General features: G+C 49.7%; 21 protein-coding genes. 12 read left to right on the forward strand and 9 right to left on the reverse strand.

Going from position 1 to position 24,966, the window contains the following annotated elements:
- Positions 1-140: 140 nt before the first annotated feature.
- Complete coding sequence (locus EZMO1_RS27445) at positions 141-350, reverse strand: hypothetical protein (RefSeq protein ID WP_222842151.1); 210 nt, start codon at positions 348-350, stop codon at positions 141-143.
- On the opposite strand from EZMO1_RS27445, the gene rhlB reads away from it, so the two are divergent.
- The 8 genes from rhlB (at position 331) to EZMO1_RS20740 (ending at position 12,562) form a co-directional block, all read left to right on the forward strand.
- On the forward strand, positions 331-1,737 hold the full coding sequence (rhlB, locus tag EZMO1_RS20705; protein WP_034878079.1) for an ATP-dependent RNA helicase RhlB: 1,407 nt from the start codon (positions 331-333) through the stop codon (positions 1,735-1,737). The two genes, EZMO1_RS27445 and rhlB, sit on opposite strands and share 20 nt — an antisense overlap.
- Before the next feature lie 293 nt (positions 1,738-2,030).
- Entirely contained in the window at positions 2,031-3,434 is a 1,404-nt protein-coding gene (locus EZMO1_RS20710; RefSeq protein WP_034878080.1) for a PhoH family protein, read from the forward strand.
- 185 nt (positions 3,435-3,619) lie between these two features.
- Complete coding sequence (locus tag EZMO1_RS20715) at positions 3,620-5,065, forward strand: efflux transporter outer membrane subunit (protein WP_034878081.1); 1,446 nt, start codon at positions 3,620-3,622, stop codon at positions 5,063-5,065.
- 2 nt (positions 5,066-5,067) lie between these two features.
- A complete protein-coding gene (locus tag EZMO1_RS20720) occupies positions 5,068-6,336 on the forward strand; it encodes an efflux RND transporter periplasmic adaptor subunit (RefSeq protein WP_034878083.1) in 1,269 nt (422 codons plus the stop codon).
- Positions 6,333-9,467, forward strand: coding sequence for an efflux RND transporter permease subunit (locus EZMO1_RS20725; protein ID WP_034878085.1), 3,135 nt, complete (start codon positions 6,333-6,335; stop codon positions 9,465-9,467). The genes EZMO1_RS20720 and EZMO1_RS20725 overlap by 4 nt, the downstream gene beginning before the upstream one ends.
- Positions 9,468-9,534: 67 nt before the next feature.
- A complete protein-coding gene (locus EZMO1_RS20730; RefSeq protein WP_082212288.1) occupies positions 9,535-10,512 on the forward strand; it encodes an HlyD family secretion protein in 978 nt (325 codons plus the stop codon).
- Complete coding sequence (locus EZMO1_RS20735) at positions 10,509-11,456, forward strand: ABC transporter ATP-binding protein (protein ID WP_034878089.1); 948 nt, start codon at positions 10,509-10,511, stop codon at positions 11,454-11,456. Before EZMO1_RS20730 ends, EZMO1_RS20735 begins: the two co-directional genes overlap by 4 nt.
- Positions 11,457-11,464: 8 nt before the next feature.
- Positions 11,465-12,562 (forward strand): ABC transporter permease, encoded by a 1,098-nt coding sequence (locus tag EZMO1_RS20740; protein WP_034878090.1) that lies wholly within the window; start codon positions 11,465-11,467, stop codon positions 12,560-12,562.
- On the opposite strand, the gene EZMO1_RS20745 is transcribed toward EZMO1_RS20740, so the two are convergent.
- Positions 12,559-13,170 carry a flavin reductase family protein gene (locus tag EZMO1_RS20745; RefSeq protein WP_034878092.1) on the reverse strand — a complete coding sequence of 204 codons (612 nt, stop codon included), beginning with the start codon at positions 13,168-13,170 and terminating at the stop codon, positions 12,559-12,561. The two genes, EZMO1_RS20740 and EZMO1_RS20745, sit on opposite strands and share 4 nt — an antisense overlap.
- Before the next feature lie 346 nt (positions 13,171-13,516).
- Here EZMO1_RS20745 and gdhA point away from each other — a divergent pair, with 346 nt between their 5' ends.
- Positions 13,517-14,866: an NADP-specific glutamate dehydrogenase gene (gene gdhA, locus EZMO1_RS20750; RefSeq protein ID WP_034878093.1), complete on the forward strand. Its 1,350-nt coding sequence runs from the start codon at positions 13,517-13,519 to the stop codon at positions 14,864-14,866.
- Between the two features lie 23 nt (positions 14,867-14,889).
- Here gdhA and bioF read toward each other — a convergent pair whose 3' ends face one another.
- Together bioF and bioB are read right to left on the reverse strand one after the other, a co-directional pair.
- On the reverse strand, positions 14,890-16,068 hold the full coding sequence (gene bioF, locus EZMO1_RS20755) for an 8-amino-7-oxononanoate synthase (protein WP_330217135.1): 1,179 nt from the start codon (positions 16,066-16,068) through the stop codon (positions 14,890-14,892).
- A 5-nt stretch (positions 16,069-16,073) separates the two neighbouring features.
- Entirely contained in the window at positions 16,074-17,150 is a 1,077-nt protein-coding gene (bioB, locus tag EZMO1_RS20760) for a biotin synthase BioB (RefSeq protein ID WP_051790444.1), read from the reverse strand.
- Between the two features lie 193 nt (positions 17,151-17,343).
- Here bioB and EZMO1_RS20765 point away from each other — a divergent pair, with 193 nt between their 5' ends.
- Complete coding sequence (locus EZMO1_RS20765; RefSeq protein WP_034878095.1) at positions 17,344-17,841, forward strand: avidin/streptavidin family protein; 498 nt, start codon at positions 17,344-17,346, stop codon at positions 17,839-17,841.
- A gap of 60 nt (positions 17,842-17,901) precedes the next feature.
- Here the strand turns inward: EZMO1_RS20765 and EZMO1_RS20770 are convergent, their stop codons facing one another.
- Positions 17,902-18,417 (reverse strand): divergent PAP2 family protein, encoded by a 516-nt coding sequence (locus EZMO1_RS20770; protein ID WP_222842152.1) that lies wholly within the window; start codon positions 18,415-18,417, stop codon positions 17,902-17,904.
- Positions 18,418-18,463: 46 nt separating this feature from the next.
- Positions 18,464-19,891, reverse strand: coding sequence for a transposase (locus tag EZMO1_RS20775; protein WP_145912468.1), 1,428 nt, complete (start codon positions 19,889-19,891; stop codon positions 18,464-18,466).
- Positions 19,892-20,151: 260 nt separating this feature from the next.
- Between EZMO1_RS20775 and yaaA the strand changes: the two genes are divergently transcribed.
- The gene (gene yaaA, locus EZMO1_RS20780; RefSeq protein WP_034878101.1) at positions 20,152-20,925 is read left to right on the forward strand and encodes a peroxide stress protein YaaA; all 774 of its coding nucleotides are present in this window, start codon (positions 20,152-20,154) and stop codon (positions 20,923-20,925) included.
- A 45-nt stretch (positions 20,926-20,970) separates the two neighbouring features.
- Here yaaA and EZMO1_RS20785 read toward each other — a convergent pair whose 3' ends face one another.
- The gene (locus EZMO1_RS20785) at positions 20,971-21,498 is read right to left on the reverse strand and encodes a TIGR00645 family protein (protein ID WP_034878102.1); all 528 of its coding nucleotides are present in this window, start codon (positions 21,496-21,498) and stop codon (positions 20,971-20,973) included.
- A gap of 257 nt (positions 21,499-21,755) precedes the next feature.
- Here EZMO1_RS20785 and EZMO1_RS20790 point away from each other — a divergent pair, with 257 nt between their 5' ends.
- Positions 21,756-23,033, forward strand: a complete 1,278-nt coding sequence (locus EZMO1_RS20790; protein WP_034878104.1) for an OmpP1/FadL family transporter — start codon at positions 21,756-21,758, stop codon at positions 23,031-23,033.
- Between the two features lie 32 nt (positions 23,034-23,065).
- Here the strand turns inward: EZMO1_RS20790 and EZMO1_RS20795 are convergent, their stop codons facing one another.
- Positions 23,066-24,112 carry an NAD(P)-dependent oxidoreductase gene (locus EZMO1_RS20795; RefSeq protein WP_034878105.1) on the reverse strand — a complete coding sequence of 349 codons (1,047 nt, stop codon included), beginning with the start codon at positions 24,110-24,112 and terminating at the stop codon, positions 23,066-23,068.
- 88 nt (positions 24,113-24,200) lie between these two features.
- Positions 24,201-24,959, reverse strand: coding sequence for an amino acid ABC transporter ATP-binding protein (locus tag EZMO1_RS20800; protein WP_051790446.1), 759 nt, complete (start codon positions 24,957-24,959; stop codon positions 24,201-24,203).
- Between the last annotated feature and the right edge of the window lie 7 nt (positions 24,960-24,966).

The raw sequence follows: 24,966 nt of genomic DNA on the forward strand, positions 1-24,966 counted from the left end.
AACCCTCTGCGACATCATACTGCGCCATGCCACCCTAGGAGCCTGTCGGACTTAGCCGACCGTAGCGAGAAAAAGACCGGTTTGAGACAGTTTTGACGATCATTTGAGGCGAATAGCGAGCTATTCAACGAAAAGGATCGTCAAAAATGGCCAAATCCGGCTTTTTCGCAGTAGGTCAGTGGTAAGTCCGACAGGCTCCTAGAGGCAGGTACATTGAACCTGACCTGTTCACCGCCAACATCATCTGGCAGTAGCTCTGGCCGCAGTTGCTCAGCCTGAATCTGTTCATTTGTCCGGTTCAGGAAATCGATAAGGAACGAGATCAAAGCATTGAGTGGTTTACTAAGCATTTTCCGCAAAAAAAAAGCGGCACCGCAATCCGGACAAAAGCAAACGTCTGCGACTGCTCCGAAAAATGAAAAAAAAGCTCAGGGTAAACACTCTGAGGCTTCCGGTTCGCGCAAGAAAAAGCGCAACCAGAAGCACACCAATAACGCCCGCAAAAGTCACTCCAGACCGGCTCAGAAAAAATCTGTACCTGAATGGGATATCAGCCAGTTTGTGGTAGAGCCGGAAGAAGGCAAAACACGCTTTCATGATTTCGACCTGCCCAACGGCCTGATGCAAGGCATTCACGAGTTGGGGTTCAAGTATTGCACACCCATTCAGGCAGAGGTTCTGGGTAGCACTCTGGCTGGCCGAGACGCCATTGGTAAAGCACAAACCGGCACAGGTAAAACCGCTGCATTCCTGATCAGTACCATCAAACAGCTGATCGATATTCCACCACCCGACACCCGCTACATTGGTGAACCCCGTGCAGTGATTATTGCGCCAACCCGAGAACTGGCTCTGCAGATAGGCAAAGACGCCGAAGCCCTGACCAAACACCTGCCTCTGCATGTGGTGACTGTGGTGGGCGGTATGGACTATGACAAACAGCGCCAGAAGATCAATGCCAACTACATCGATATTCTGGTGGCAACACCCGGTCGTCTGCTGGATTACTGTGAACGCAAAGACCTGTATCTGGACCTGACTGAAACCCTGATTATCGACGAAGCCGACCGCATGCTGGACATGGGCTTTATTCCCCAGGTTCGCCGCATTGTTCGAATGACACCTCGTCCGGGCGATCGCCAGACTCTGTTGTTCTCGGCAACGTTTACCGACGAAGTACTGCGCCTTGGCGAACAGTGGACCTGGACACCGGTTAAAGTCGAGATTGAACCGGAAAGCGTGGCAACCGATACCGTTGACCAGAAACTCTATCTTGTCACCAACGAACAGAAATACCCCCTGCTGACCAACCTGATCAAACAGGACAATCTGGATCGCGTGATCGTTTTCACCAACCGTCGTGACCAGACCCGCAAGCTCACAGAACGTTTGCAGAAAGACGGTTTCAAAACCGATCAATTATCTGGCGAAGTCCCTCAGAAGAAACGCATACGCACACTGGAAAACTTCAAGAACGGTAAAATCAATGTGCTGGTCGCCACCGATGTTGCCGGACGTGGCATTCATATTGACGGTATCAGCCATGTGGTGAATTACTACCTGCCCGAAGATCCGGAAGATTATGTACACCGCATTGGCCGAACCGGCCGGGCGGGCGCTTCCGGCACCAGCATCAGTTTTGCCTGCGAAGATGACTCCTTCCTGATTCCTGATCTGGAAGAAATGCTGGGCGCCAAACTGAACATGGAATACCCACCTGAAGAATTATTGAAGTAGCTCACAAAACGATAAAAAAGTGGCCGGTTCATCCGGTCATTTTTTTGTCAAAAAGACCCGTTCAATGATTAATCCGTCACAAAAAGCAGATTAAATGGGGAGTATTCGAAAGGTAAGTAGATAGTAGGAAAAGCAGCTTATTCTTTGAATTTTAGAACCAAAACAGGTGAAAAAAAGATTTTTGGAGTGAAAATTTTATTTTTTATTTCTAACGGAAATTTAAACTTGATGACCTCCATTTTTTCGATAACTATTAAATATGAGTGATCCACAAACCGACGAGGAAGTCGCTTATGGGAAAAGCCTTGGAAGCCAAGCCGATCATCTCAACCCAAACAACCACCTACATACTTGATAGCAATGTCCTGATACACGACCCAAACTCAATACTGAACTTCGAAGAGCACCGCGTACTCATCCCAATGACAGTTCTGGAGGAACTGGACAAACTCAAAAACGGAAAACAAACCATCGCTGCTGATTGCCGTCAGGCTATCCGCATTATTGACCAGATACTGGGCAGCGCCTCTCCGGCAGAAATTGAAAGCGGCGTCGCCATTACCCGGGGAGAAAAAGCCGCCCCCCTTGGCACACTATCCATCCTGTCCCACCAGGAAGCAGACAACGTTACCACGCTGCCGACCAGCAACAACGACAACAAAATCATTAACGACATCTGCCAGTACCAGCGCAACCACCCCGATACTGAAGTGGTACTGGTCACCAAAGACATCAACATGCGCCTCAAATCCAGGGGCTGCGGTATTCATTCAGAGGATTACCACAGCGATCAGCTGCTGTCCGATATCGGTATGCTGACCAACGGTTATCTGCACTTTGAGGGAAATTTCTGGGATCGCGTCAACGAAGTCAACACTCAGCAGGTGGAAGGAGCCACTTATCACCGAATCCCCAGAGACACCTTCAGCGAAGACTTATACCTGAACCAGTTTTTTCTGGACGACACCGGCTTTGTTGCCAGAGTACACAGTCTGACCGACGACGAAGTTCAGCTGCTGCACATGAGCCACGAAAACCTTATGAATCAGGAGGCATGGGGTTTACAACCGCTCGATATTTATCAGGCTATGGCTCTGAACCTGTTACTGGATCCGGATACCCATCTGGTGAATCTGACAGGCGCAGCCGGTTCCGGTAAAACCATTCTGGCACTGGCAGCCGCTATCGAAATGACGGTTGCTACCAAACAATTTCGTCGAATCATAGCCACACGTTCAACCCGTGGGCTGGACGAAGATATTGGCTATTTACCCGGCACCGAAGCAGAAAAAATGGAGCCCTGGCTCGGTGCCATTACCGATAACCTTGAAGCCCTGCACTACGATGATGAATCGACCAACGGCAGTGTCGATTACATTCTGAAGCAGGTGCCTCTGCACTTTAAATCCCTTAACTACATTCGCGGCCGAAGCTTCCAGCAAAGTCTGATTATTATTGACGAATGCCAGAACCTGACGCCACACCAGATCAAAACGATCATCACCCGCGCCGGAGCAGGCAGTAAGGTCATCTGTCTGGGTAACCTGGCACAGATTGACACGCCTTACCTTGCCCCTACCAGTTCAGGTCTGACGTATATGACTGAACGCCTGAAAAACTTTCCACATGGTGGCGCCCTACAACTGAAAGGCGTACCCCGCTCACCACTCGCAGCTTACGCTGAAGAGTATTTGTAACTCTCGAAGGAGCCTGCTTTGCAGGCTCCTTACCCCCTCAGAATCTGCCGAAATACGATCGAATTTGTAACATTCTTATACAAATTAAGAGAAACTGTCGAAACATGATCAGTGTCATACCCATCAAAAACCGTCTTCCGATATAACTCCCCACCAGCGCCAACTTCTGCAGTAAAGACTCACGAATGCACAGATATCGACATCACACCCTTGCTCTGGTCACAGTGCTGACCGCAGCCCTGTCGGGCTGTTCACTCATGCCTGCAGAACATACGACAGAATCTGCAAGCCTGCCGGACACTTTTTCCCAGACCGGCCAGTACAACACTTCAGAACAATGGTGGCATGAGTTTAATGACCCCCAGCTTAACGGTTTGATTGAAGAGGCCCTGACCAGCAATTTCACCATCCAGTCGGCACTGGCCAGAATGGAGCAAGCTGCAGCCCAGGCCAATGTGGCGCAAGCAGGTCTTTACCCAAATATCACCGGTAGCGGGGGTCAGAGTTATCGGCGCAACCAGCAGCAAAATGGCAATATCAATAAAAACGAATCATTTGATGTCGGCATCAGTGCCCGCTGGGAAATTGATTTATGGGGACGACTGCGCCATCGCTCCGATGCTGCTGTCTATGACTATCTTGCCAGCTCGGAAGCCTTGCAGTCTGCCGCCATCTCTCTGGCGGGTAACATCGCAAAAACCTGGTATCAACTCTCTGAACAGTCGGCACGCATTGATATTTTATCCCGTCAGCTGAACAACATTGAACACATCACCCAAGTGACTAATCTGCGTTACACCAGCGGTCAGGGCTCCATCAGCGCCGTCTGGCGTCAGGAGCAAATAGCAGAGTCAACCAGAGCCAGCCATTTGCAGGCCGTTAAACGACAGGAAATTCTTATCCGACAGCTCAATGTGCTGTTAGGTAAGCCACCAGCGAGTGAACAACAGTGGGAGATCACCCATTTTCCGGAATTCCCTGCACTGCCTGCAACCGGCCTGCCTGCGACTTTGGTTGAAACCCGCCCGGATATCAGAAACAGCTGGTATCAGTATCAGGCCAGACGCCATCAGGTGGCTGAAGCCAAAGCGGCACGCATCCCAACCTTTTCAATTGCTGCCGGTACCGACACCAGCGGTGACTCTCTGGATGACCTGTTCGACTTCTGGGCCACCGATTTTGCCCTGTCATTAAATGTACCCATTTTCCGGGGCGGTCAGCTGAAAAGCCAGCAACGCCGCGCCGAAGCTATGTCTACCCGCGCATTTTACGATTACACCCAAACGGTTTTAGACGCACTGCGTGAAGTAGAAACCAATATGCTGGAAGAACAGAACCAGCAGGAGCAACTCGCCAGCCTGCAGGAACAAACCCTTTCTGCCCAGAAGATTCTGGATGTAGAAAGTGCCCGTTATGCCACGGGCATTCAGCGCTATCTGGACGTACTGAACGCCCAGGAACGCCTGTTCAACCTGCAACTACGCAGCATTACCGCACAGCGCCAGCTTCTTGACCGGCGCATCAACCTGTATCAGTCACTGGGCGGAAGCCTGCTCAATATTGACGACAATGGAGAACTGATGATTCAAATGCCCATAGCGAAAGAAACCAAAGATCGGGAGGCTGTCTGATCATGGGTATTTCAGTAGCCAGCAGTAAAAAATGGGTAAAAATCATAGCCCCTTGCATTGTCCTGATCATGGGTGTTGCCGTTGCCAGCCACTATCTGGACAGCAAACCCCGAATTCGTTCCAGAAAAGGTCAGCCTGTTGCCAGACTGGTACAGGTTAAAACCATACAATCCGGCTCCCAGCAACCCTGGATAACCGGCAATGGACAGGTCATTGCCAAACAGGAAGTAGACCTTCGCTCACAGCAACGTGGACAAATCATCAGCCTGCCTGAAAAATTCATTCCCGGCGGTTTTGTCAGCAAAGGCGAAGTGCTATTACAGATCGATCCAAGAGATCATCTGCTGCAAATAGAACAGTCACAAGCTGGTCTGGCAAAAGCCAAAGCAACACTGGAAGAAGAACGTGGTCGTCATCGCGTTGCCCAGATCGAATACGAACTCTCCGGAAAAGAACTGCCGGACAATGAAGTAGGACTGGTGCTTCGCCAGCCACAGCTGGCGGATGCTGAAGCCAACCTGAAACGGGCACAGGCGGTTTTATCAAGAGCCCGCATTGATTATGACCGAACCCGTATTGAAGCGCCCTTCGATGCCCAGATCACAGCCCGCAATGTTGCCGTAGGCAGCATGGCACGTGACAACATGAGTCTGTTTCAGCTGGTCGCTACCGATGCTTTCTGGCTCGAAGTCAGCCTGCCCACTCAACACCTGCCATGGCTAACATTTCCTGCTGACAACCAGCATGAGACTGAAGATGGCAATTGCTTCGGCTCTGTCGTTCACATTCGCAATGTTGCCGACTGGCCAGAACATGTTTATCGGGAAGGCTGTGTGGTCAGTCTGTTGCCCGAGCTGAACAGTCGGGTTCGTACCGCCACTGTACTGGTTGAAATTAAAGACCCACTGGCACTGCTACCTGAAAACCAGGGCAAACCACAGGTACTGGTCAACGAGTTTCTGCAGGCTGAGATCCGTGGTAAGCAGGTGGATAATGTCGTCAGTCTGCCCAGACGAATGCTGCAAAATGGCAACCGCGTCTGGTTGATGAATACAGAAAATAAACTGGAATCCAGAGACGTCTCACTGACTTATCGCGGGCGTGATCATGTGCTGGTTGATGGCGGTCTGGTCGCAGGCGAAATGCTGGTCACTTCGGCACTGCCCGGAGCCATCGAAGGCATTGCACTTCGAACCGAACGCCGTCGTCGGGGTAACAGAGAAATCGCACAGCAGGATCAACCTGCAGCTGAGAGCAAGGAGTCTCTATGAGCCATTGGCCTGAAGGCATTCTCAGCAAAGGTCCCATCGCATGGATGGCAAGGAACAGTGTAACAACCAACCTGCTGATGCTGTTCTTCATTATTGGTGGGCTGGTGACGTCTTTTCAGATTCGTAAAGAGGTTTACCCCAATTACGAAATGAACTCGGTGCGAGTCACTGTTTCCTACAATGGTGCCACACCGGATGAAATGGAACTGGGTATTGTCTTACCCATAGAAAATGCCATCCGCGGTATTGAAGGCATCAAACAGATTAACTCCCGCGCACCCGGCGGATTTGCCAACATCACTGCCGAGCTGATGAACAATGTCAACGTTGATCAGGTGTTGCGGGAAATAGAAAGTGCTGTGAACCGCACCAACCTGCCCGCCGGAGCCGAGAAACCCCGGGTGGTTCAGTCATCAAGACGACACGAGTCCATGGAGTTGATTCTCTATGGCGATGTGAACCCTATTGCACTCAGGGAAACCACCAGACAACTGCGTGACATTCTGATGCGCTCGGCTTATCTGACCCAGGTTGAAATGCATGGCGCATCGCGATACGAAGTCAAAGTTCTGGTGGATCAGGCCAATCTTGAGCGCTATAACCTGACACTGAACAACGTTTCCAGCACCATTGCCAATCATGCGCTGAAACAGTCTGGCGGCAAGCTCGACACCGAAGGCGGGGACATCCTGATCGAAGTCGATAACCGTCAGGAATGGGCCAAGGATTTTGAATCCATTCCTGTGGTAACAACACCTCAGGGCGGACACATCTACCTTGACGAGATTGCTACGGTAGAAGATGGCTTTACTGACCGTAAATTCGTGTTCTATTACAACGGCAAGCCGTCCACCAGCATCAAGATATACCGGATCGGCGAACAAACCCCGATCGGCATCTCCGAAGCCGTACATGAGATGATGCCACAGCTTGAAGCAGCCCTAATGCCCGGCATTCAGTTGGAAATTGTTAACGACGATGCCATTTTGTATCGCGCCCGCATGGGACTGCTGCTGAAAAATGCTTTTTCCGGTCTGGTACTGGTATTAATCGTTCTGGCACTGTTTCTGGAACTACGCCTCGCGTTCTGGGTCACCATGGGCATCCCGACAGCCTTTCTGGGTTCACTGATTTTCCTACCGGTGATGGATGTATCGATCAATATGATCTCGATGTTTGCGTTCATCATTGCACTGGGGATCGTGGTCGATGACGCCATTATTGCCGGTGAGAATGTCTATGAGCGCATGAGTCAGGGCATGCCATTTACTCAGGCAGCCATTATTGGCGTTAAGGATATTGCCGTACCTCTGACGTTCAGTATTCTGACGAACATTGTCGCTTTTATTCCTATCTGGTTCCTGCCCGGCACACTGGGCATGATGTTTCAGGTGATCCCCTTGGTGGTGGCAACTGTTTTTGCCATTTCCTGGATTGATGCATTGTTTATTCTTCCAGCGCATCTGGCTCATCTTAAAAAAGATAATCCAGCCACACTGTTCCGCTATGCCAATGCTGTTCAGTCAAGGTTCAGCAAAGGTCTGGAGAGGTTTGTTGAACAGCTCTATAAACCGGCGTTGAAAGTGCTGCTGGAATTCCGCTATCTGATCGTTGCGCTCGGTATCGCCATGCTGATGACCTCAATCAGTTACATCAAAGGTGGACACCTTGGTTTTACCACCATGCCAAGAGTCGAAGCTGAATTTTCCGTAGCGCGCGTCACTCTCCCTCTGGGCACCTCTCTGGAAGAAGCCAATACGGTGCGCAGACGCCTTGAAGAGTCCGCTCAGCAGGTTATGGATGAAAACGGAGGCCGGGAGCTGGTAAAAGGCATCTCGAGTATGCAGCGCAACAGTGAAGGTGAATTCCACGTTGTGGTGAGAATGTTTCTGCAACCTTCCGAATTTCGGGATATGAGCACCCGGGATGTATCAAGGACATGGCGGGCAACTACGGGCGAGATTCCCGGCGTTGAAGGTGTGCGCTTCTCATCGGCTGGCGGCGGCCCCGGTGGCGATGTTGCCGGTGTCACCGTAGAACTTCGACATCACGATAATGACCTGTTGGAAGAAGCCAGTAATGATCTGGTGGCCATGTTGAGCAACTACGCCGGTGTCGTTGACATTGAAAACTCCTTTGCGTCCGGCAGCAGCAAACTGAACCTGTCACTCCTTCCTGCCGGACAAAGCCTTGGTCTGAATGAACGGGAGCTGGCCCGTCAGGTTCGTTCCGCCTTTAACGGTGTACGCGCTATACGACAACAGCGAGGCAGTGAAGAAGTCGATGTGATGGTTATGCTGCCCGATCATCAGCGAGCCAGTGAATTCGATCTCGAACAGTTGCCCATTCGTGCAGGTAACAGCTATGTACCATTATCACAGGTCGCTACGCTGGAGCGGGACTATTCTGCGTCTCTTATCCAGCGCCGGGAAGGTCGTCGCCGGGTCACTGTGGGCGCCGATATTACCCCATCATCAGAAGCCATGACCCTGAGCCAGACGTTGGCGGAAGAAACCTTCCCGATTCTGCGACAGGGCTATCCGGGTCTGGATATTGGCTTCCGTGGCGACCAGATGGAACAGAAAGAGAGCATGGACAGCCTGTTCACCAACGGCATTATGGTGATGCTGGCACTGTACTGTTTGCTCGCCATTCCGTTCAAAAGCTATACCCAGCCATTGATCATTATGACCATTATTCCCTTTGGTCTGATTGGTTCTGTGCTGGGTCATATTGCTTTGGGATACACAATGAGTGTCGTCAGCCTATTAGGTGTTCTGGCACTCAGTGGTGTGGTGATTAACGACAGTCTTATTCTGGTGACAGAAGCCAACCGCAGACGGAAAGAAGACGGAATGGATGTGCATGATGCGCTGATCGCCGCCTGCGGACGTCGTTTCCGCCCCATCATCCTGACGACCCTGACCACTTTTGGTGGTCTGGCTCCGATGATACTGGAAACATCCAATCAGGCTCGTTTTATGATCCCCATGGCGATATCACTGGGTTTTGGTATCTTGTTTGCGACGTTTATTACTCTGCTTCTACTGCCGAGTATGTATTCGGTTCTGGAAGATATTAAGGGCTTGTTTATCGCCAAGCCTCAATCAAAAGCATTGAGTCATAGCTAATAATACCAATTCCACCCGAGTAGGAAGTGTTATCATTGCTCACCAGAGAAAAACAATCGGTGATGCAATGATCACTTTCTCAAGACCTCACACATTTTTATCCTGCCTGCCTTTTCTCACCGTGTTCAGCCTGATGCTTTCAGGCTGTACAAACGACTCTTCAACCCGGGTTCTTGGCACACTGGAACGCGACCGGATTGTTCTGTCAGCCACCGCGCCTGAAGTGATCGTGGACGTACAGATACCGGAAGGTTCCAGAGTCAAAAAAGGCGATCTGATTCTCAGGCTTGACGACAAAAAACAGCGGGCTGTTGTCGCTTCGGCACAGGCTGAGGTCGAAAGGGCCGAAGCCTATCTTGCCGAACTGAACAGTGGCACCCGCCCGGAAGAAATTGCAGCCGCTCGTTCCCGGGTAGCCAGCCAGAAAGCGCTGTATATTGAAGCCAGAAATAACTACGAACGGACTTCAGCACTGGTTGAAAAGAAGATGCTCACCCAGTCTGATCTTGATGCCGCTCTGGCAAAACAGAACTCACTATCAGCCAATCTGCAGAACGTCAAAGACAAACTTCAACTGTTACTACAGGGCACCCGGATAGAAACTCTGGAGCAGGCAGAAGCTTCACTGGCAAAAGCTCTGGCATCACTTGAGTTAGAACAGCGTAAACTGGCTGACCTGTCTCTGCATGCTACCCGTGACAGCTGGCTCGACAGTCTGCCCAGACACCAGGGAGAAAGGGTCGCAACAGGCACGCCACTGGCTATTCTTCTTGCTGACCATGCACCTTATGCCCGTGTTTACATTCCGGAACCTCTGCGTACACAGGTCAGAACCGGCGACAGTCTGTCCGTTCATATAGACGGCATAGATCGTATTTATTCCGGCACCGTACGCTGGATAGCCCTTGATCCGGCGTTTACCCCTCACTTCGCCCTGAATGAAAAAGAACGGGCACAGCTGGTGTATCTCGCCAAAGTTGAACTACCGGCTTCTGCAGCAGACTTGCCAACCGGTGTTCCGGTTCAGGTGGAGTTACCGCAATGACAACACTGGCCATCAGGGCAGAGGGGCTGACACGTCGTTTTGGTGACTTTGTCGCTGTTAACAACCTTGATCTGATGATTCCGAAAAAAACCATTTACGGTTTTCTCGGACCTAACGGCTGCGGCAAATCGACCACCATGCGCCTTCTGACCGGCCTGTTAACACCCAGCGCCGGACAGGTAAAGGTTCTGGATATGGAGATCCCCAAAGATTCGGAAGCTCTGAGGTTGCGGCTGGGTTATATGACACAGAAGTTTTCCCTGTACGACGACCTGTCTGTGGAAGAAAACCTCAAGTTTATGGCACAGATTTACAACCAGCCTGCCCGAACCAGCAAACAACGTATTGAACAACAACTGTCAGAATTTGGTTTAAACCAGCGTCGTAGACGACTGGCAGGCAGTCTGAGTGGAGGGCAACGTCAGCGTCTGGCACTGGCGGCTGCAACTCTGCATCAGCCCGAGTTGTTGTTGCTGGATGAGCCCACCTCCGCCGTTGATCCGGAAAACCGCCGGGATTTCTGGGAAACCCTGTTCGACTTGTGCGAAGAGGGTACAACGATTCTGGTGTCCACTCATTACATGGATGAAGCAGAACGCTGCCATGGTCTGGCCATTCTGGAGTCGGGTTGTAAACGTGCTGACGGCTCTCCTAAAGAGTTAATGGCCAATATGGGAGCCCATGTACTGGAAGTGGATGGAGACGACCTGAGACAGGTAAAAAATACCGTAGAACCACTTCCCGACATTCTTTCCACCGCTCAACAAGGCACTTATCTCAGGGTTCTGGTTAATCAACACATTGCCGAACCTGAGCAATGGTTAAGGCAGACACATCCTGACATTATGGCAGGCAGATCTGTTCGTCAGGTACGACCCAGTCTGGAAGATGTGTTTGTGCAATGTACACGACAAGATTGCACCGGACAGAATAAACGTCAGTAGGAGTTTATGTGAATAGCCTGCAACGCATTCTTGCTATTTTCCTGAAAGAGCTTCGACAACTGGCGCGGGATAAGCCAACGTTTGGCATGGTGGTTATGGTGCCATTGATTCAGTTGCTGCTGTTTGGTTATGCCATCAATACCGATGTTCGCCACCTGCCGGTTGCCGTTGTAGATCATGCCGCCAACAGCGGCAGCCGCGCCATGGTGGCAGCCGTTCAGGCATCACAGGTTGCCAATGTTGTTCGTTACGAACACAGTATTCCGGAAGCTGAAGAGATCATGCGACGGGGCGATATTCGTGCCATCCTGATTATCCCCCGTGACTTTGAACAGCGTATGGCTCGCAAGGAGATTGCCGCCCAGTGGCTGGTTGACGGTTCCGACCCAATGATCAGCAGTGCTATAAAGCATCTTGCCAATATGCCCGCCAGTGCCATGCCGGGATTTTACTCACAACCTGAACCGCCTTTGTTTGAAATAACCCTTTATTACAACCCTGAACAACGTGCGGTGGTGAATATTGTACCGGGGCTGGTAGGCGTTATTCTGACCATGACCATGATTATGTTTACCTCGGCAGCACTGGTTCGGGAGCGGGAGCGCGGCAACCTTGAGCTGCTGATTACCACACCGGTCAAACCGGTAGAACTGATGATTGGCAAAATTGTGCCGTATATTTTTATCGGGCTATTACAGGTCGGCATTATTCTGACTCTGGGTTACCTGATCTTTTCAGTTCCCATTGATGGCAGTATCGTCCAGATTCTCTTAGCAACTTTGTTGTTTATCGCTGCCAGCCTGACCATGGGATTGATTATTTCAACCCTGGCCACGACCCAGCTGCAATCCATGCAGATGACCGTATTTATTCTGCTGCCATCGATACTGCTCTCCGGCTTTATGTTTCCTTTTGAAGGCATGCCAAAAGCAGCACAATGGTTGGCAGAGTTATTACCTGCCACACATTATATGCGACTGATGCGAGGCATTGTTCTGCGCGGTGCCAGCATCAGTCATATGTGGATGGATGTGATTGCCCTTGCTGTCTTTACCCTGCTGGGGATCTGGGTGGCTGCCATGCGGTTCAAGAAAACGCTGGACTAATCAAGGGTTGGCCGATCAATGGCAAAACGGTCTCTGGTGGTGGAGTAATAACTCCCTTCCATCCGGCCAACCGTATCCAGTTTGCCCACATTAATACGATCACCGTCTTTTAATTCATCATTCACATGGATATGACAGATTTGCCCCAAAATCAGGTTACCGGCCATAGGGTCATTGCCAAATGAAATGACATCGTGCAAACGACATTCATAGTGAACCATCGCCTCCTGAACGGAAGGTGGCTTTACCAGATAAGAAGGCATGGCAGTCAACCCGGCCTGCTGCAGTTCATCCACATGATGCTCGAAGGGAGCCGAAGTCTGGTTCATGGCATCTGCGACCTGATGGCTGACCACATTCACCACAAATTCCTTCGTGTTACGGATGTTATTCAGGGTGTCTTTGCTTTTTCCGGTACCGTCCAACAAAGGCGAGAAACCCAAAACAGGTGGATTCACACTCACCACATTGAAGAAAGAGAACGGTGCCAGATTGACTATACCCTGATCATCCATACTGGATACCCAGGCAATGGGTCTGGGCGTCACTGTGCTGATCAGTAATTTGTAGACATCCTTTACAGGGACCTTGTTTGGATCAATGTTCATGGCCGGTTCTCTTTATAATTGAGGTTTCTGGACGGCAACAGTATAGACATAACCAGAAAACCCCTCTTTTCGTCAATAATACCAATTCCGTTTTCTAAATATGACCATGAGCAAGCCAATCCAAATCGCTGGGCAAGGAAGAACGACGAGTAATAGCTGGCTATTGCGAGGAGTTCTGACGCAGAACCAGCGGTTTGGAGTGGCTGCGCAATTCATGTTTAGAAGACGGAATTGGTATAACACCCATTTATTGACACAGACTCACTATGCTTCAGCCTGATTAGTAGTACACTGCGCAAATCGAGCCAAACCCTCTCGTAAACCTTATAACAAAGGAGAGTTCCAAATGTTCTCCAGCCAACTAAATATCGATGAATTTATGCAGGGGCTGCACAAGCGCAATCCACACGAACCTGAGTTCCATCAGGCGGTGCAGGAAGTTGCCCAGAGCGTTATCCCTTACATTAACCGCCACCCGCAGTACATCAACACCCGAATTCTGGAACGCATGACCGAACCTGACCGAATCATCAGTTTCAGGGTCTGCTGGGAAGACGACGATGGCAATATACGGGTGAATCGTGGTTACCGGGTTCAGTTTAATAACTCCATTGGTCCCTACAAGGGTGGACTGCGCTTTGCAGCCAACCTGACGCTCGATACACTCAAGTTCCTTGGCTTTGAACAGACCTTTAAAAACAGCCTGACGACTCTGCCGCTGGGTGCCGCCAAAGGCGGCTCTGACTTCAACCCTAAAGGCAAAAGTGATCGGGAAGTCATGCGTTTCTGCCAGTCATTCATGACCGAACTGCACAAACATATCGGTGCACACACCGACATTCCTGCCGGAGACATTGGTGTTGGAGCCCGGGAAATCAGTTATATGTTTGGCCAGTACAAACGAATGGAAAACGAGTTTCAGGGCGTACTCACCGGTAAGGGGCTTGAATACGGCGGCAGTCTCATTCGCAAAGAAGCAACCGGCTTCGGAACCGTGTACTTTACCCAGGAAATGCTGAACGAGCACGGGCATACTCTGCAGGATAAAAACTGCGTGGTTTCAGGTTCCGGCAATGTCGCCCTGTACACGGCAGAAAAAATTATCGAGCTTGGGGGTAAAGTGGTTGCCATGTCGGATTCTTCGGGCAGCTTCCACAAGCCGGAAGGCATCACCCCGAACGAGTTAAACTGGCTGATTGATCTTAAAGAAGTACGCCGGGGTCGTATCAGTGAATTTGCCGAGCAGTTTGGCTGCGAATTTTACCCTGACGCCAAGGTGTGGCAATTCCCCTGCCAGCTGGCCTTTGCCTGCGCCACGCAGAACGAACTCAATCTGCACGATGCCAAAACCCTGTTTGCCAATGGCTGCATGGCGGTAGCAGAAGGTGCCAATATGCCCACCACACTGGAAGCCTCCCACTTCCTGAAAGAGCACAACATTCTGTTCGCCCCGGCCAAAGCTGCCAATGCCGGAGGCGTAGCGGTATCCGGGCTGGAAATGAGCCAGAACAGTATGCGGATTTCCTGGTCAACCGAAGAGCTGGAAGAACGTTTGCATAAAATCATGCGCAAGATCCACCAGCAGTGCATGACCTACGGTCGTGATGAAGATGGCTCGATCGATTATGTTCAGGGAGCCAATATCGCCGGATTCAAGAAAGTGGCCGACGCCATGCTGTCATACGGTGTCGTATAACATCAGGTGAATCACAAAGCCGGTCAGGCAGCCTGCTCCGGCTTTGGCCAGACAATGCTTTGTAGCGCGTCTATCAAACGATCGATATGCTCCCGGGTATGCGCAGTGCTGAGTGTTACCCGCAACCGGGAGCTACCCGCAGGTACGGTGGGAGGTCGGATCGGGGTCACCAGAACACCCAGATCAAGTAACTGCTTACTTACTCTCAAAACCTTTTCAATACTGCCAACATGAATCGGTTGAATGGCTGATTCGGAAGCAGTTAAAGGGATTCCCAGGCTTTCACAGTTTCTGCGAAAATACCGGATATTTGCCGTTAATTTGTCCCGGCGCCAATCTTCCCGTTCAACAATTTTCAGACTCGCTCGGGAAGCTTCGGCAATCGCTGGCGGCATGGCTGTGGTATAGATATAGCTGCGAGCGAACTGGATCAGATTTTCAATCAACGCCTCGGAACCTGCCACGAAGGCTCCTGCGGTTCCGAACGCCTTGCCAAGGGTTGCCATCAGAATGGGCACCTCATCCACAGACAAACCATTCTCATTCAAACTGCCTCGCCCACCTTTGCCAACACAGCCAAATGCATGGGCATCGTCCACCATCAAGCCAGCCTGATACTGTCTGGTCAATGTGATCAACTCTTTCAGCGGAGCCTTGTCACCGTCCATGCTGAACACACCATCGGTGGCAACCAGTGTTCGCCGGGCTTTGTTTTTTTTCAGACGTTGTTCAAGATTCTCCATATCAAGATGCTGATAGCGCTGAAACCTTGCGCCGGAAAGACGCCCCGCATCCAGCAGGGAAGCATGATTCAGACGATCCTGAAACAATGCATCGCCCGGATTCAGCAATGCACTGATTGTTCCCAGATTGGCCATATAACCGGTTGAAAACAGCAGTACCCTTGGCCGTCCTGTGTACTCCGCCAGCTCTTCCTCAAGCTGACGATGCGCCCGACTGTGGCCATTAATCAAAGCCGAGGCACCACTGCCAACCCCATAAACGTCAGATGCCTTCTGAAAGGCAGCCCGGATGTCGGGATGATCAGCCAGCCCAAGATAATCGTTACTGCAGAACATCAGGCAGGGGTGACCATCCACGATGGCTTCCGGTTTCTGGGGGCTGTCCAGTATCACACGATGACGATAGAGCTGTTGCGCCTTGCGCTGAACAAGACGTTCTTCCAGTTCAAAATTCATCATGGGGATTAACCTGCTGCAGCATCATAATAAAGAGGCTCGACTTCCTTCTCTTCCCTTTTCATGCCCAGCTTGTCAAACAGTGCCATATCCTCATCACTGTCAGGCAGTGGTGTCACCAGCAGCTTCTCCCCAAGAAAAAGGCTGTTGGCTCCCGCCATAAAACAGAGGGTATGGTGAAGCTCGTCCATTTGCCTGCGACCGGCACTTAGCCGGACATGGGCACGCGGCATAAGAATACGGGCAACGGCAATGGTGCGGATAAACTCGAGAGGGTCGAGCTCTTCAGTTTCCCCCAGCGGTGTGCCTTTTACCCTGACCAGCAGGTTGATGGGAACACTGCCAGGATGTTCCGGCAGGTTCGCCAGTACCCGCAGCATACTGGCCCGGTCACGCACGCTTTCTCCCATACCCAGAATGCCACCGCAACAGACGTTAATACCGGCCTCTTGCACATTCGCCAGAGTATCCATTCGGTCACTGAAGGTTCGGGTGGTAATAATATCACCGTAGTATTCAGGCGAGGTATCCAGATTGTGGTTGTAATAATCAAGACCTGCTGCTGCCAGTTCCCGTGACTGCTCCGGTGACAGCATGCCAAGAGTGACACAGGTTTCCATGCCCAGAGCCTTGATTGAACGAATCATTTGAATCACATGGGACAGGTCTTTGTCTGTCGGACTGCGCCAGGCCGCGCCCATGCAGAAACGGGTTGCGCCATTGGCTTTTGCCTGTTTTGCGCGCTCCAGAACCGTCTCTACCGCCATAAGCTTTTCTTTTTCGAGGCCGGTATTGTAATGACCACTCTGCGGGCAATATTTGCAATCTTCCGGACAGGCACCGGTTTTAATGGACAGCAGCGTACTGAGTTGAATACGATTCGGGTCGAAAAACAGCCTGTGCGTCTGTTGTGCCCTGTACATTAAATCGTTAAATGGCAGGGCAAACAGCGCTTCGACTTCTGCTCTGTTCCAGTCATGTCTGACAACCGGAAGTTCAAGGCTGCATAACGGGTTTGCTTCACTCTCCTGCTGACTGCTTTGCAGAATGGAATGAGCCTGCTCAACGGACACTTTTGAAACCATCGTTCTTGAAAACCACCTGAGCGATTTGTTTATTTTGTCGCCAAAGTGTATGAGCAGTCGTCATTATGTCAACCTGACAGACACTTAAAAGTTTACAACTAAAAGTCCATTGACGTATTCAGCCGGAACTTTAAAAAACTGAATCCTTGTCTATTGTTATGGATTGCGAACAACTTTATAAGACGATTATTCCATGTATAAAAGAACGGTCACCCGGTTGTTTTTGTGCGGAATGCTGGCTGCAGCCTGCCCGTTTTCAACTGTTTATGCTGCACCACTGACTAAAACACCCGTACAACTGCCTGAAACAGGTAAGCCTTCAATGCAGGATCTTTTCCACGGATATTGGGTAAATACCCGGGGTTCCAGTCTGGATCTCAAAGAAAATGCCGGTCAGCTCAGTGGTTATTTCACAACAGCCGTTGCTAAAACCAGAAGCTGCATAGGCGTACCGTTGGCCATCACCGGGTCAACGAATAAAAACGCCATGGCCATCAGTTTTTCACTGGCTAGCTGTGGCTCATCTGCGGTGATCGCTTTAACCGGACTGATCATGAAAGATCAAAATGGTAAAGAACAGTTGAGAACCCAGACATTGGTTCAGTTTAACGGCAAGGAAAGCTGGGATTCCCAGGTGCTGACCACCGACTATTACACCCGGCAGGAACCCGGCAAAAAAACCAGCCACTAAAATTGCCACTTATCCCAATGACCTGTCACAGCAGGTCATTTAGATTTTATGTCAGCCACTTCATGTAAGCAGATAACCTTCCATCACAAAGCCGACCAGAACACCCAGCGAGGCACCAATCATGACTTCAAAAGGCGTATGCCCAAGCAGCTCTTTTAGTCGCTCATCGTGAATTTTTTCTTCGATCTTATGCGTCAGTCGTTCAATAATTTTATTGAGCACACCGGCCTGTTTACCTGCTGCCCTGCGGATTCCGGCAGCGTCGTACATCACCACTGCTGCAAAAATGGTCGCCATGGCAAACTCGGAGCTGCCCCAGCCTTCAATCAGACCGACACAGGTAGCCAGTGACGTCACCGTTGCCGAATGAGAGCTGGGCATACCTCCCGTGTCCCAAAGACGCCTGATGTTAATCTGGCCTTCCATTAATACTGAACTGATGACCTTGTAAAACTGGGCACTGAACCAGGCAATGAACACCACATCCAGAATTTTATTACCCAGAAACACACCCGAATCTAATAACATTGTGTTCCATACAACCTTGAACAAAACATTGGCTGCGAACGTTAACACTCGATGCTGCAGTTTTACCTAAACAAGTAACGTATTTATCTCGATTCTAAGCTGCATCTAAAAGTTTAAACTTCCGGGCGTGTGCTTTGAGTGAGTCAGTTGCCTTTTGTTCTCCCAGGTCTCTACCAGCCATATGCCTGCTCGACTCCCGCTTGGGCAAAGTATGCTCTAAGGCTAAGGCCAGAGCCTTAAGCTCGGTATCTGGATCTTCCGATTCAACCACTGATTTCACCGTAGCAAGCAAGGCTTCTGCATTGAGGCGTTCGATCAGACAGCCTGCGGGCATTCCGGCCTGTTTGTTTTTCAGTAGGACGAATTGCTCAGGGTGCAGTAACAGCATGTGTTCGCACAGCAGGCTCAGGATCACGCCGCGCTGCGATCCGTCAGCACCTTGCTGTTTGCTCAACCTGTTCCAGCCACAATGAGCTTTCCAGTCTTGAATGAAAACCTCGACCAACCACCTCAAGGTGTAAATCCTGGCTATGTCGGTATGCCGCCATGACATATCTGAAGCCACCAGATAGCGATAATCCTCTTCACCCTCATACTTCAGGGCAATAACAAAACGTCTTTTCCCATGAGCCTTAACATACAGCCGAGCAGCCAGCATCGTGACCTGCTCTTCTTTGCCACCGCGTATTATGAGTTGAGTTTCAGCGCCTTTCTGGCGCGAAAAGTAAGCTTTGAGAGTCGCTTCCGAGTGGTTTCGGTTGGATACTTTCTGATTCGAGCGCAGTTGGCTGACAACCTGGGCTCCGCCTGTTATTTCCGCAGCCTTATCCATAAAGTCTCCTGTGCCATACAGTGCATCAGCGAGAATTGCTTTGATCGTAATGTTGGGAAACGAATCAACAAATTCTTGCAGCATAACCAGCGTCAACGACTGCATGGTGGGGTAACGAACATGATCTGGCTCAGGACGGTTCGGTCGTTCTTTTTTCTGAATGCCTTGCTTCCTGAGCGCCTTGTCTTTCTTCCTCCATGCAGATAACTCAGGGTCAGGAATATAAAAGCGAAACCCTACTGGAAAGGTAGCTACTTCAGTAACGAGCACCATAAACACCAGTTCCTGCCCATTAAAATAACCACCTGTTGATTTGTCTTTTATCTTATGGGCACCGTCGATTTTTGAAGTCCTTTTAGTGCGCTTTTTTCCTGTATCGTCGATAGCAAGGGTTCCACTTTGTATTCCATAGCGTAGAAGAATATTTCTGACGCTGGCCTGTAGCAGGCTTTGCCATGCAATTTCTGCTTGATAAAACATCCAGCACAGACGGGTCGCTTTGAATCTGCCTAAGCTTCTGCGCTCAAAAGCAGCCCAGTTAATAGTTTTAGTTACCACGATTCCCATGATAAAAACGCCCAGTGCCACTTTCTGGGATCTACTCAACTGCGCAGAGGAATTGATGGACTTGAGCGAATCATTCAAAGCATCCAGAAAGGCAGTGACAACGGGTAATGGGCGAATTAGCAAGATACGACACTTGACGGTTATTAAGTTCCTATGAGATCTTACCTCCAACCTGCTGCTGTGGCTATGATGGAATCTCGCAAGGCTTGAATTCGGAGCTGCAGTAGTAGTCTGCTCTTATGCCACCCTGCCATTTCCTGCTCTCCCTCAAATATCAAAAACTGCAGCATCGAGTAACAGTTTTAGGGGTTGCTAGAAAAGCTTTAAACAAGCGTCTAGTATTGAGTTCCATCGTACAAGATAAATAAGATGCCGGAGTCATTATGCTGATGGTTATTTCCCCAGCCAAAACGCTGGATTACGATACCCCACCCGCCACACAAACCTTCAGTCAGCCAGACTTTCTAAAGCAGGCCGAAGCACTGATCAAGCAGCTTAGAACGCTGACTCCGGCCGATGTGGGCAGTCTGATGAAAATCAGCGACAAACTGGCACAGCTGAATGTGGCACGCTATGAAGCCTGGCAACAGCCTTTTACAGCAAAGAACGCCAAGCAGGCTGTATTGGCGTTTAAAGGTGATGTTTATACCGGCCTCGACGCTGAAACATTGAGTGAAAAACAGTTTGCGTTTACCCAGAAGCACTTGCGGATTCTCTCCGGGCTCTACGGCATTTTGCGACCATTGGATTTAATGCAGGCTTACCGGCTGGAAATGGGAACAAAGTTTGCGAACAGTGGCGGTAAAGACCTTTATGCGTTCTGGGGCGATCGGATTACTGACAAACTGAATGAAGAATTCGCAGCACAGAAGCACAAGGTTCTTATTAACCTTGCTTCCAATGAATATTTTAAATCCGTGAAGCCGCGGCAATTGCATGTCCCGGTGATTACTCCGGTCTTCAAGGACTGGAAAAACGGGCAATACAAAATCATCAGTTTCTATGCCAAAAAGGCGCGCGGGCTTATGTGCCGTTATGCCATTGACCATAAAATCACCAAGGCAGCGCAGCTAAAAGATTTTGATTACGAAGGGTATGCTTTCAACGAATCCATGTCGTCGGATAACGAATGGGTATTTATTCGGGATGAGGTATAAAAATTTAATCAGGGTCAGAAGCCTCTGACCCTGAAATCACGTTACTTAAAGATCGGAGCTGCTCACCGGATCGGTAATACGCTTTTTCTTAACGGTATAGTAATCGAGCATCCCCATAAAGAATGCCGAAGCAACAAACGTCAGATGCATCACCACGTACCACAACAGTTTGTCGCTGGCGATATTTTCCGCATCCATAAAGACTTTAAGCAGGTGAATGGAGGAGATGGCAACGATGGAAGCCGCCACTTTGGCTTTCAGGGACCCGGTGTCCATTTTGCCCAACCAGCTGAGACGTTCAGTGTCATCATCGATATCCAGCTTGGAAACAAAGTTTTCATAACCGGAATACATCACCATGATGATCAGGCCTGCAACCAGCACCACATCAATCAGTGTCAGTACTTTGAGGGTGACTTCGGTGTCTTTCATGTCGATCACGTTGAACAGCAGGTAGCCCACGCTCTGATAAAACTCTATAAGCAGAACCACCAGCACCAGACTCATCCCCATATAAATCGGAGCTAGCAGCCAGCGTGCCGAATACAGTAAACGCTCAATCAGTCTTTCCATACACTCCTACCGCAAATAATTAAATATCGTTTGAAACGCACATTAAGGATTCACAGTACAGGAATCAACCCAGATTCGCCCTTATTGAGCTGTACAATCCGGTTTCGTCACCTTTTATTATATTTAGTTAACAAAATACTTACATACATTTCATCTAGCTATATATACGCTACGCCGCATTATACAGTTTTGTGATTTTCGTGCCTTTTTCGTGACAGTTAATCGCAGTAAACGGATGTTGTTGTCCCGGAGTAGTAATGAGTAACGTCCCGCGTCGTAAAGCCTTTTTAATTTCCTCTCTGGCACTGGCTATTGGTGCGGGTAATGCCGTGGCGGGTGGTTTTGAAAAAGCCACCATGTGGGATGCAAAATACAGTGCTCTGGGTGGCGCCGCCGCTTCATCAGTCAACAACTCCAGCGCGATTTTCTATAACCCTGCCGGTCTCGCCTTTATCGAGTCCAATGATGTATCTCTTCACGCTTCTCCAACACTGGTTCAGGCCAATGGTCCGGCTAATGGTAGCGATTATGTGAAAGGCGAGCGCAGGTTTGTACCGAACGCTGGTTTCACCGGAGCTTATCGACTGACGGATGACCTGGTGCTGGGTTATGGTATTTACGGTGCGGGCGGTGCAGCTGCGAAGTTCAAAGATGTCACGACTGGTAATGATGGTTTTCTAACTGCATCACTCACCGACGATTACAGCACTGATATCAAAATTATCGAAGCAGGTCTGGCCTTAGCTTACAGAATCAACAATAACTGGTCGGTTGGCGGTACTTATCGCCTGACATACGCTTATGCTGACATCAATATTATGTCTGAAGTCTTGGGTAGTGGCGTTAGCGTTGGCTATAACGATATGAGTGGCATCGATAACTTCAGCGTTCGTCTTGGCACCATGTACCGCTCCGATGACAACCGTTGGGGCTGGGGTCTTAACTACCGATCTGAAGTAACTCTTAAAGCAGAAGGTGACTATAGTGCAAAGCTTGGGGGAATAAACATGTCTACCCCTGGCCAGGATGCTACTGCAAAAACATCCCTGCCAATGCAAATCTCCTCCGGTATTGACTACCTTTTAAACGATCAGTGGCGACTGTTTGGTGAGGCAACATACACCAACTACAAAAAAATTGATGAAATTAAATTTGAAAGTGATGATGGCAGCGTACTCTTACCAGCTCTGAACACTAACTGGGAAAACCAGATGAATTACCGAGTCGCTACCGAGTATTATGGCTTGGGCGACTGGACTCTACGAGCCGGTTACGTTTATACCACTGCAGTAGTACCTGAAGAATACGCAGCACCTACCTTTTCAACACCTGCTGTGGCTCACACCTATACCTTTGGTGCAGGCAGAGCGTTCATGGATGATACATTGCTGTTCGACGTTGCAGCAGAATACAACCGCATCAAGAATACAGATGTAAAAGGTGGTGGGAACCTGACAGATACCTCAAAAGCCACACCAGGTCGCTACGACTCCAAAGCCGCTGCGCTGCACGCTTCTGTTCGCTACCTGTTCTGACAAGTAACGAAGATGGGGTGTAATCACAACGATTACACCCACTCACTCATATCAATGCCATGCGCCTGACAAAATCGTCCTGCCACTGACATAACTGTCTGATCCGGTGGCAAATGCACTCCGAGTGAATACGATTGTTGCGTTAATAATTTTCCGCATTCGTTATAGAGCGCAAAGATCGGATCAATAAATTTCATCAACGTTGGATCATCAAGAATAAAGTTAAAGGTATGCTTGCCATTTAACACGGTATCAGCCGGAAAAGCCTCACCGTATTCGTCTTCACCGCCCATATTAATCAGCTTTGCAGAGCTGTTAATAAACTCACTGACCGGATAGTGGTTTTCAATAACGCTTTTGATACCCGTTGCGGTAATAACAAAGTCTGCCTTTTGAACCGCCTCTGTCACTAATGCCTGATCACTTCCGTCAATAAAGCAACTCTGCTCCGGCGATAACCCCGGCTGCAGTTCAACAATGTCAACGTTAGCCTGTTCAGCCAGTAACGCCCGGCAAATACCCTGCCCCACCTTGCCATAGCCAAACAACAATATTCGCTTGCCTGCCAGTTCAGTAAATCCGGCATGTTTCATTGCCCTGACCAGACTTTCACCGGTACCAAGTGTCGTTTCAATGCTTTTAATCACGGTGGAATCGACATCCAGACACACTGTATTGCTCTGGCTGAGGTATTTTTCCAGCCCGCTCCGGGTGAGTTCAATATGACCCAGAGAAGCTGAATAATCGGCATATTTGCCACAACAATCAAAAATCAAATCAAACGACTGATTGCTTGGAACCTGCTGATAAAAATGAATACCCAGCCTTTTCATTAAAGCCACTACGGCTTTGTCGGGTTCAACAATATCCGGCCAGGACAAGGTGATGTCAGCCTCTCCGGCAACAACCGGCAACAGTGCAACCTGCGTGTTACGGGTCAGCGGAGCCGCGTATAAAACGCTTTTCCCTACAAAGGGTTGTTCTCTGGCAAATACCTCTATCTGATCCTTCAGACAAGGGTATTCTTCAGGCGAATAAAATGACTGAATTGCCTGAGTGATTTCTGATTGAATAGACACACCTACACCGTTTTCTTATCGCTGTGCAGCGACCAGTGTAGATGCACTTTAATAACTCTTCACAAATGACTCTTCACAAAATGACTCTTCACAAAATCTGCGCCAGAAACTGCCGGGTTCGCTCGGAAGCCGGATGATCAAAAAAGGCATCAGGCTCCGCTTCTTCAATAATCTGCCCGTCATCCATAAAAATCATCCGGTCAGCTACCGTTTTGGCAAAGCCCATTTCGTGGGTGACGCACAACATGGTCATGCCTTCATAAGCCAGCTCGGTCATAACATCCAGCACTTCCTTAATCATCTCCGGATCAAGGGCAGAGGTCGGCTCATCAAACAGCATGACCTCAGGATTCATGCAAAGACTTCGGGCAATCGCAACACGCTGTTGCTGACCGCCTGACAGATGTCCCGGATACTTGTGTGCCTGATCCGGAATTCGTACCCTTTCAAGATACTCCATTGCCACTTTCTCGGCGTCTTTGCGTGGCTGCTTACGCACCCAGATGGGTGCCAGTGTGCAATTTTCCAACACGGTCAGGTGAGGAAACAGATTGAACTGCTGAAACACCATACCTACTTCCCGACGCACCTTTTCGATGTTTTTCAAATCGCGGGTCAGCAGAGTGTTATCAACAATAATCTCTCCTTCCTGATGTTCTTCCAGACAATTGATACAACGAATCAGGGTCGATTTACCGGAACCCGAAGGGCCGCAGATCACAATTTTCTCTCCACGCTGAACCTTCAGGTTAATATCCCGTAAAACATGGAAACTACCATACCATTTGTTGACCCCGTTCAGCTCGACAATGTACGACGACTCACTATTGGTTTTTATAGTATTCATTGTTACT

The sequence above is a fragment of the Endozoicomonas montiporae CL-33 genome (assembly GCF_001583435.1).
GTDB classification, from domain to species: domain Bacteria; phylum Pseudomonadota; class Gammaproteobacteria; order Pseudomonadales; family Endozoicomonadaceae; genus Endozoicomonas_A; species Endozoicomonas_A montiporae.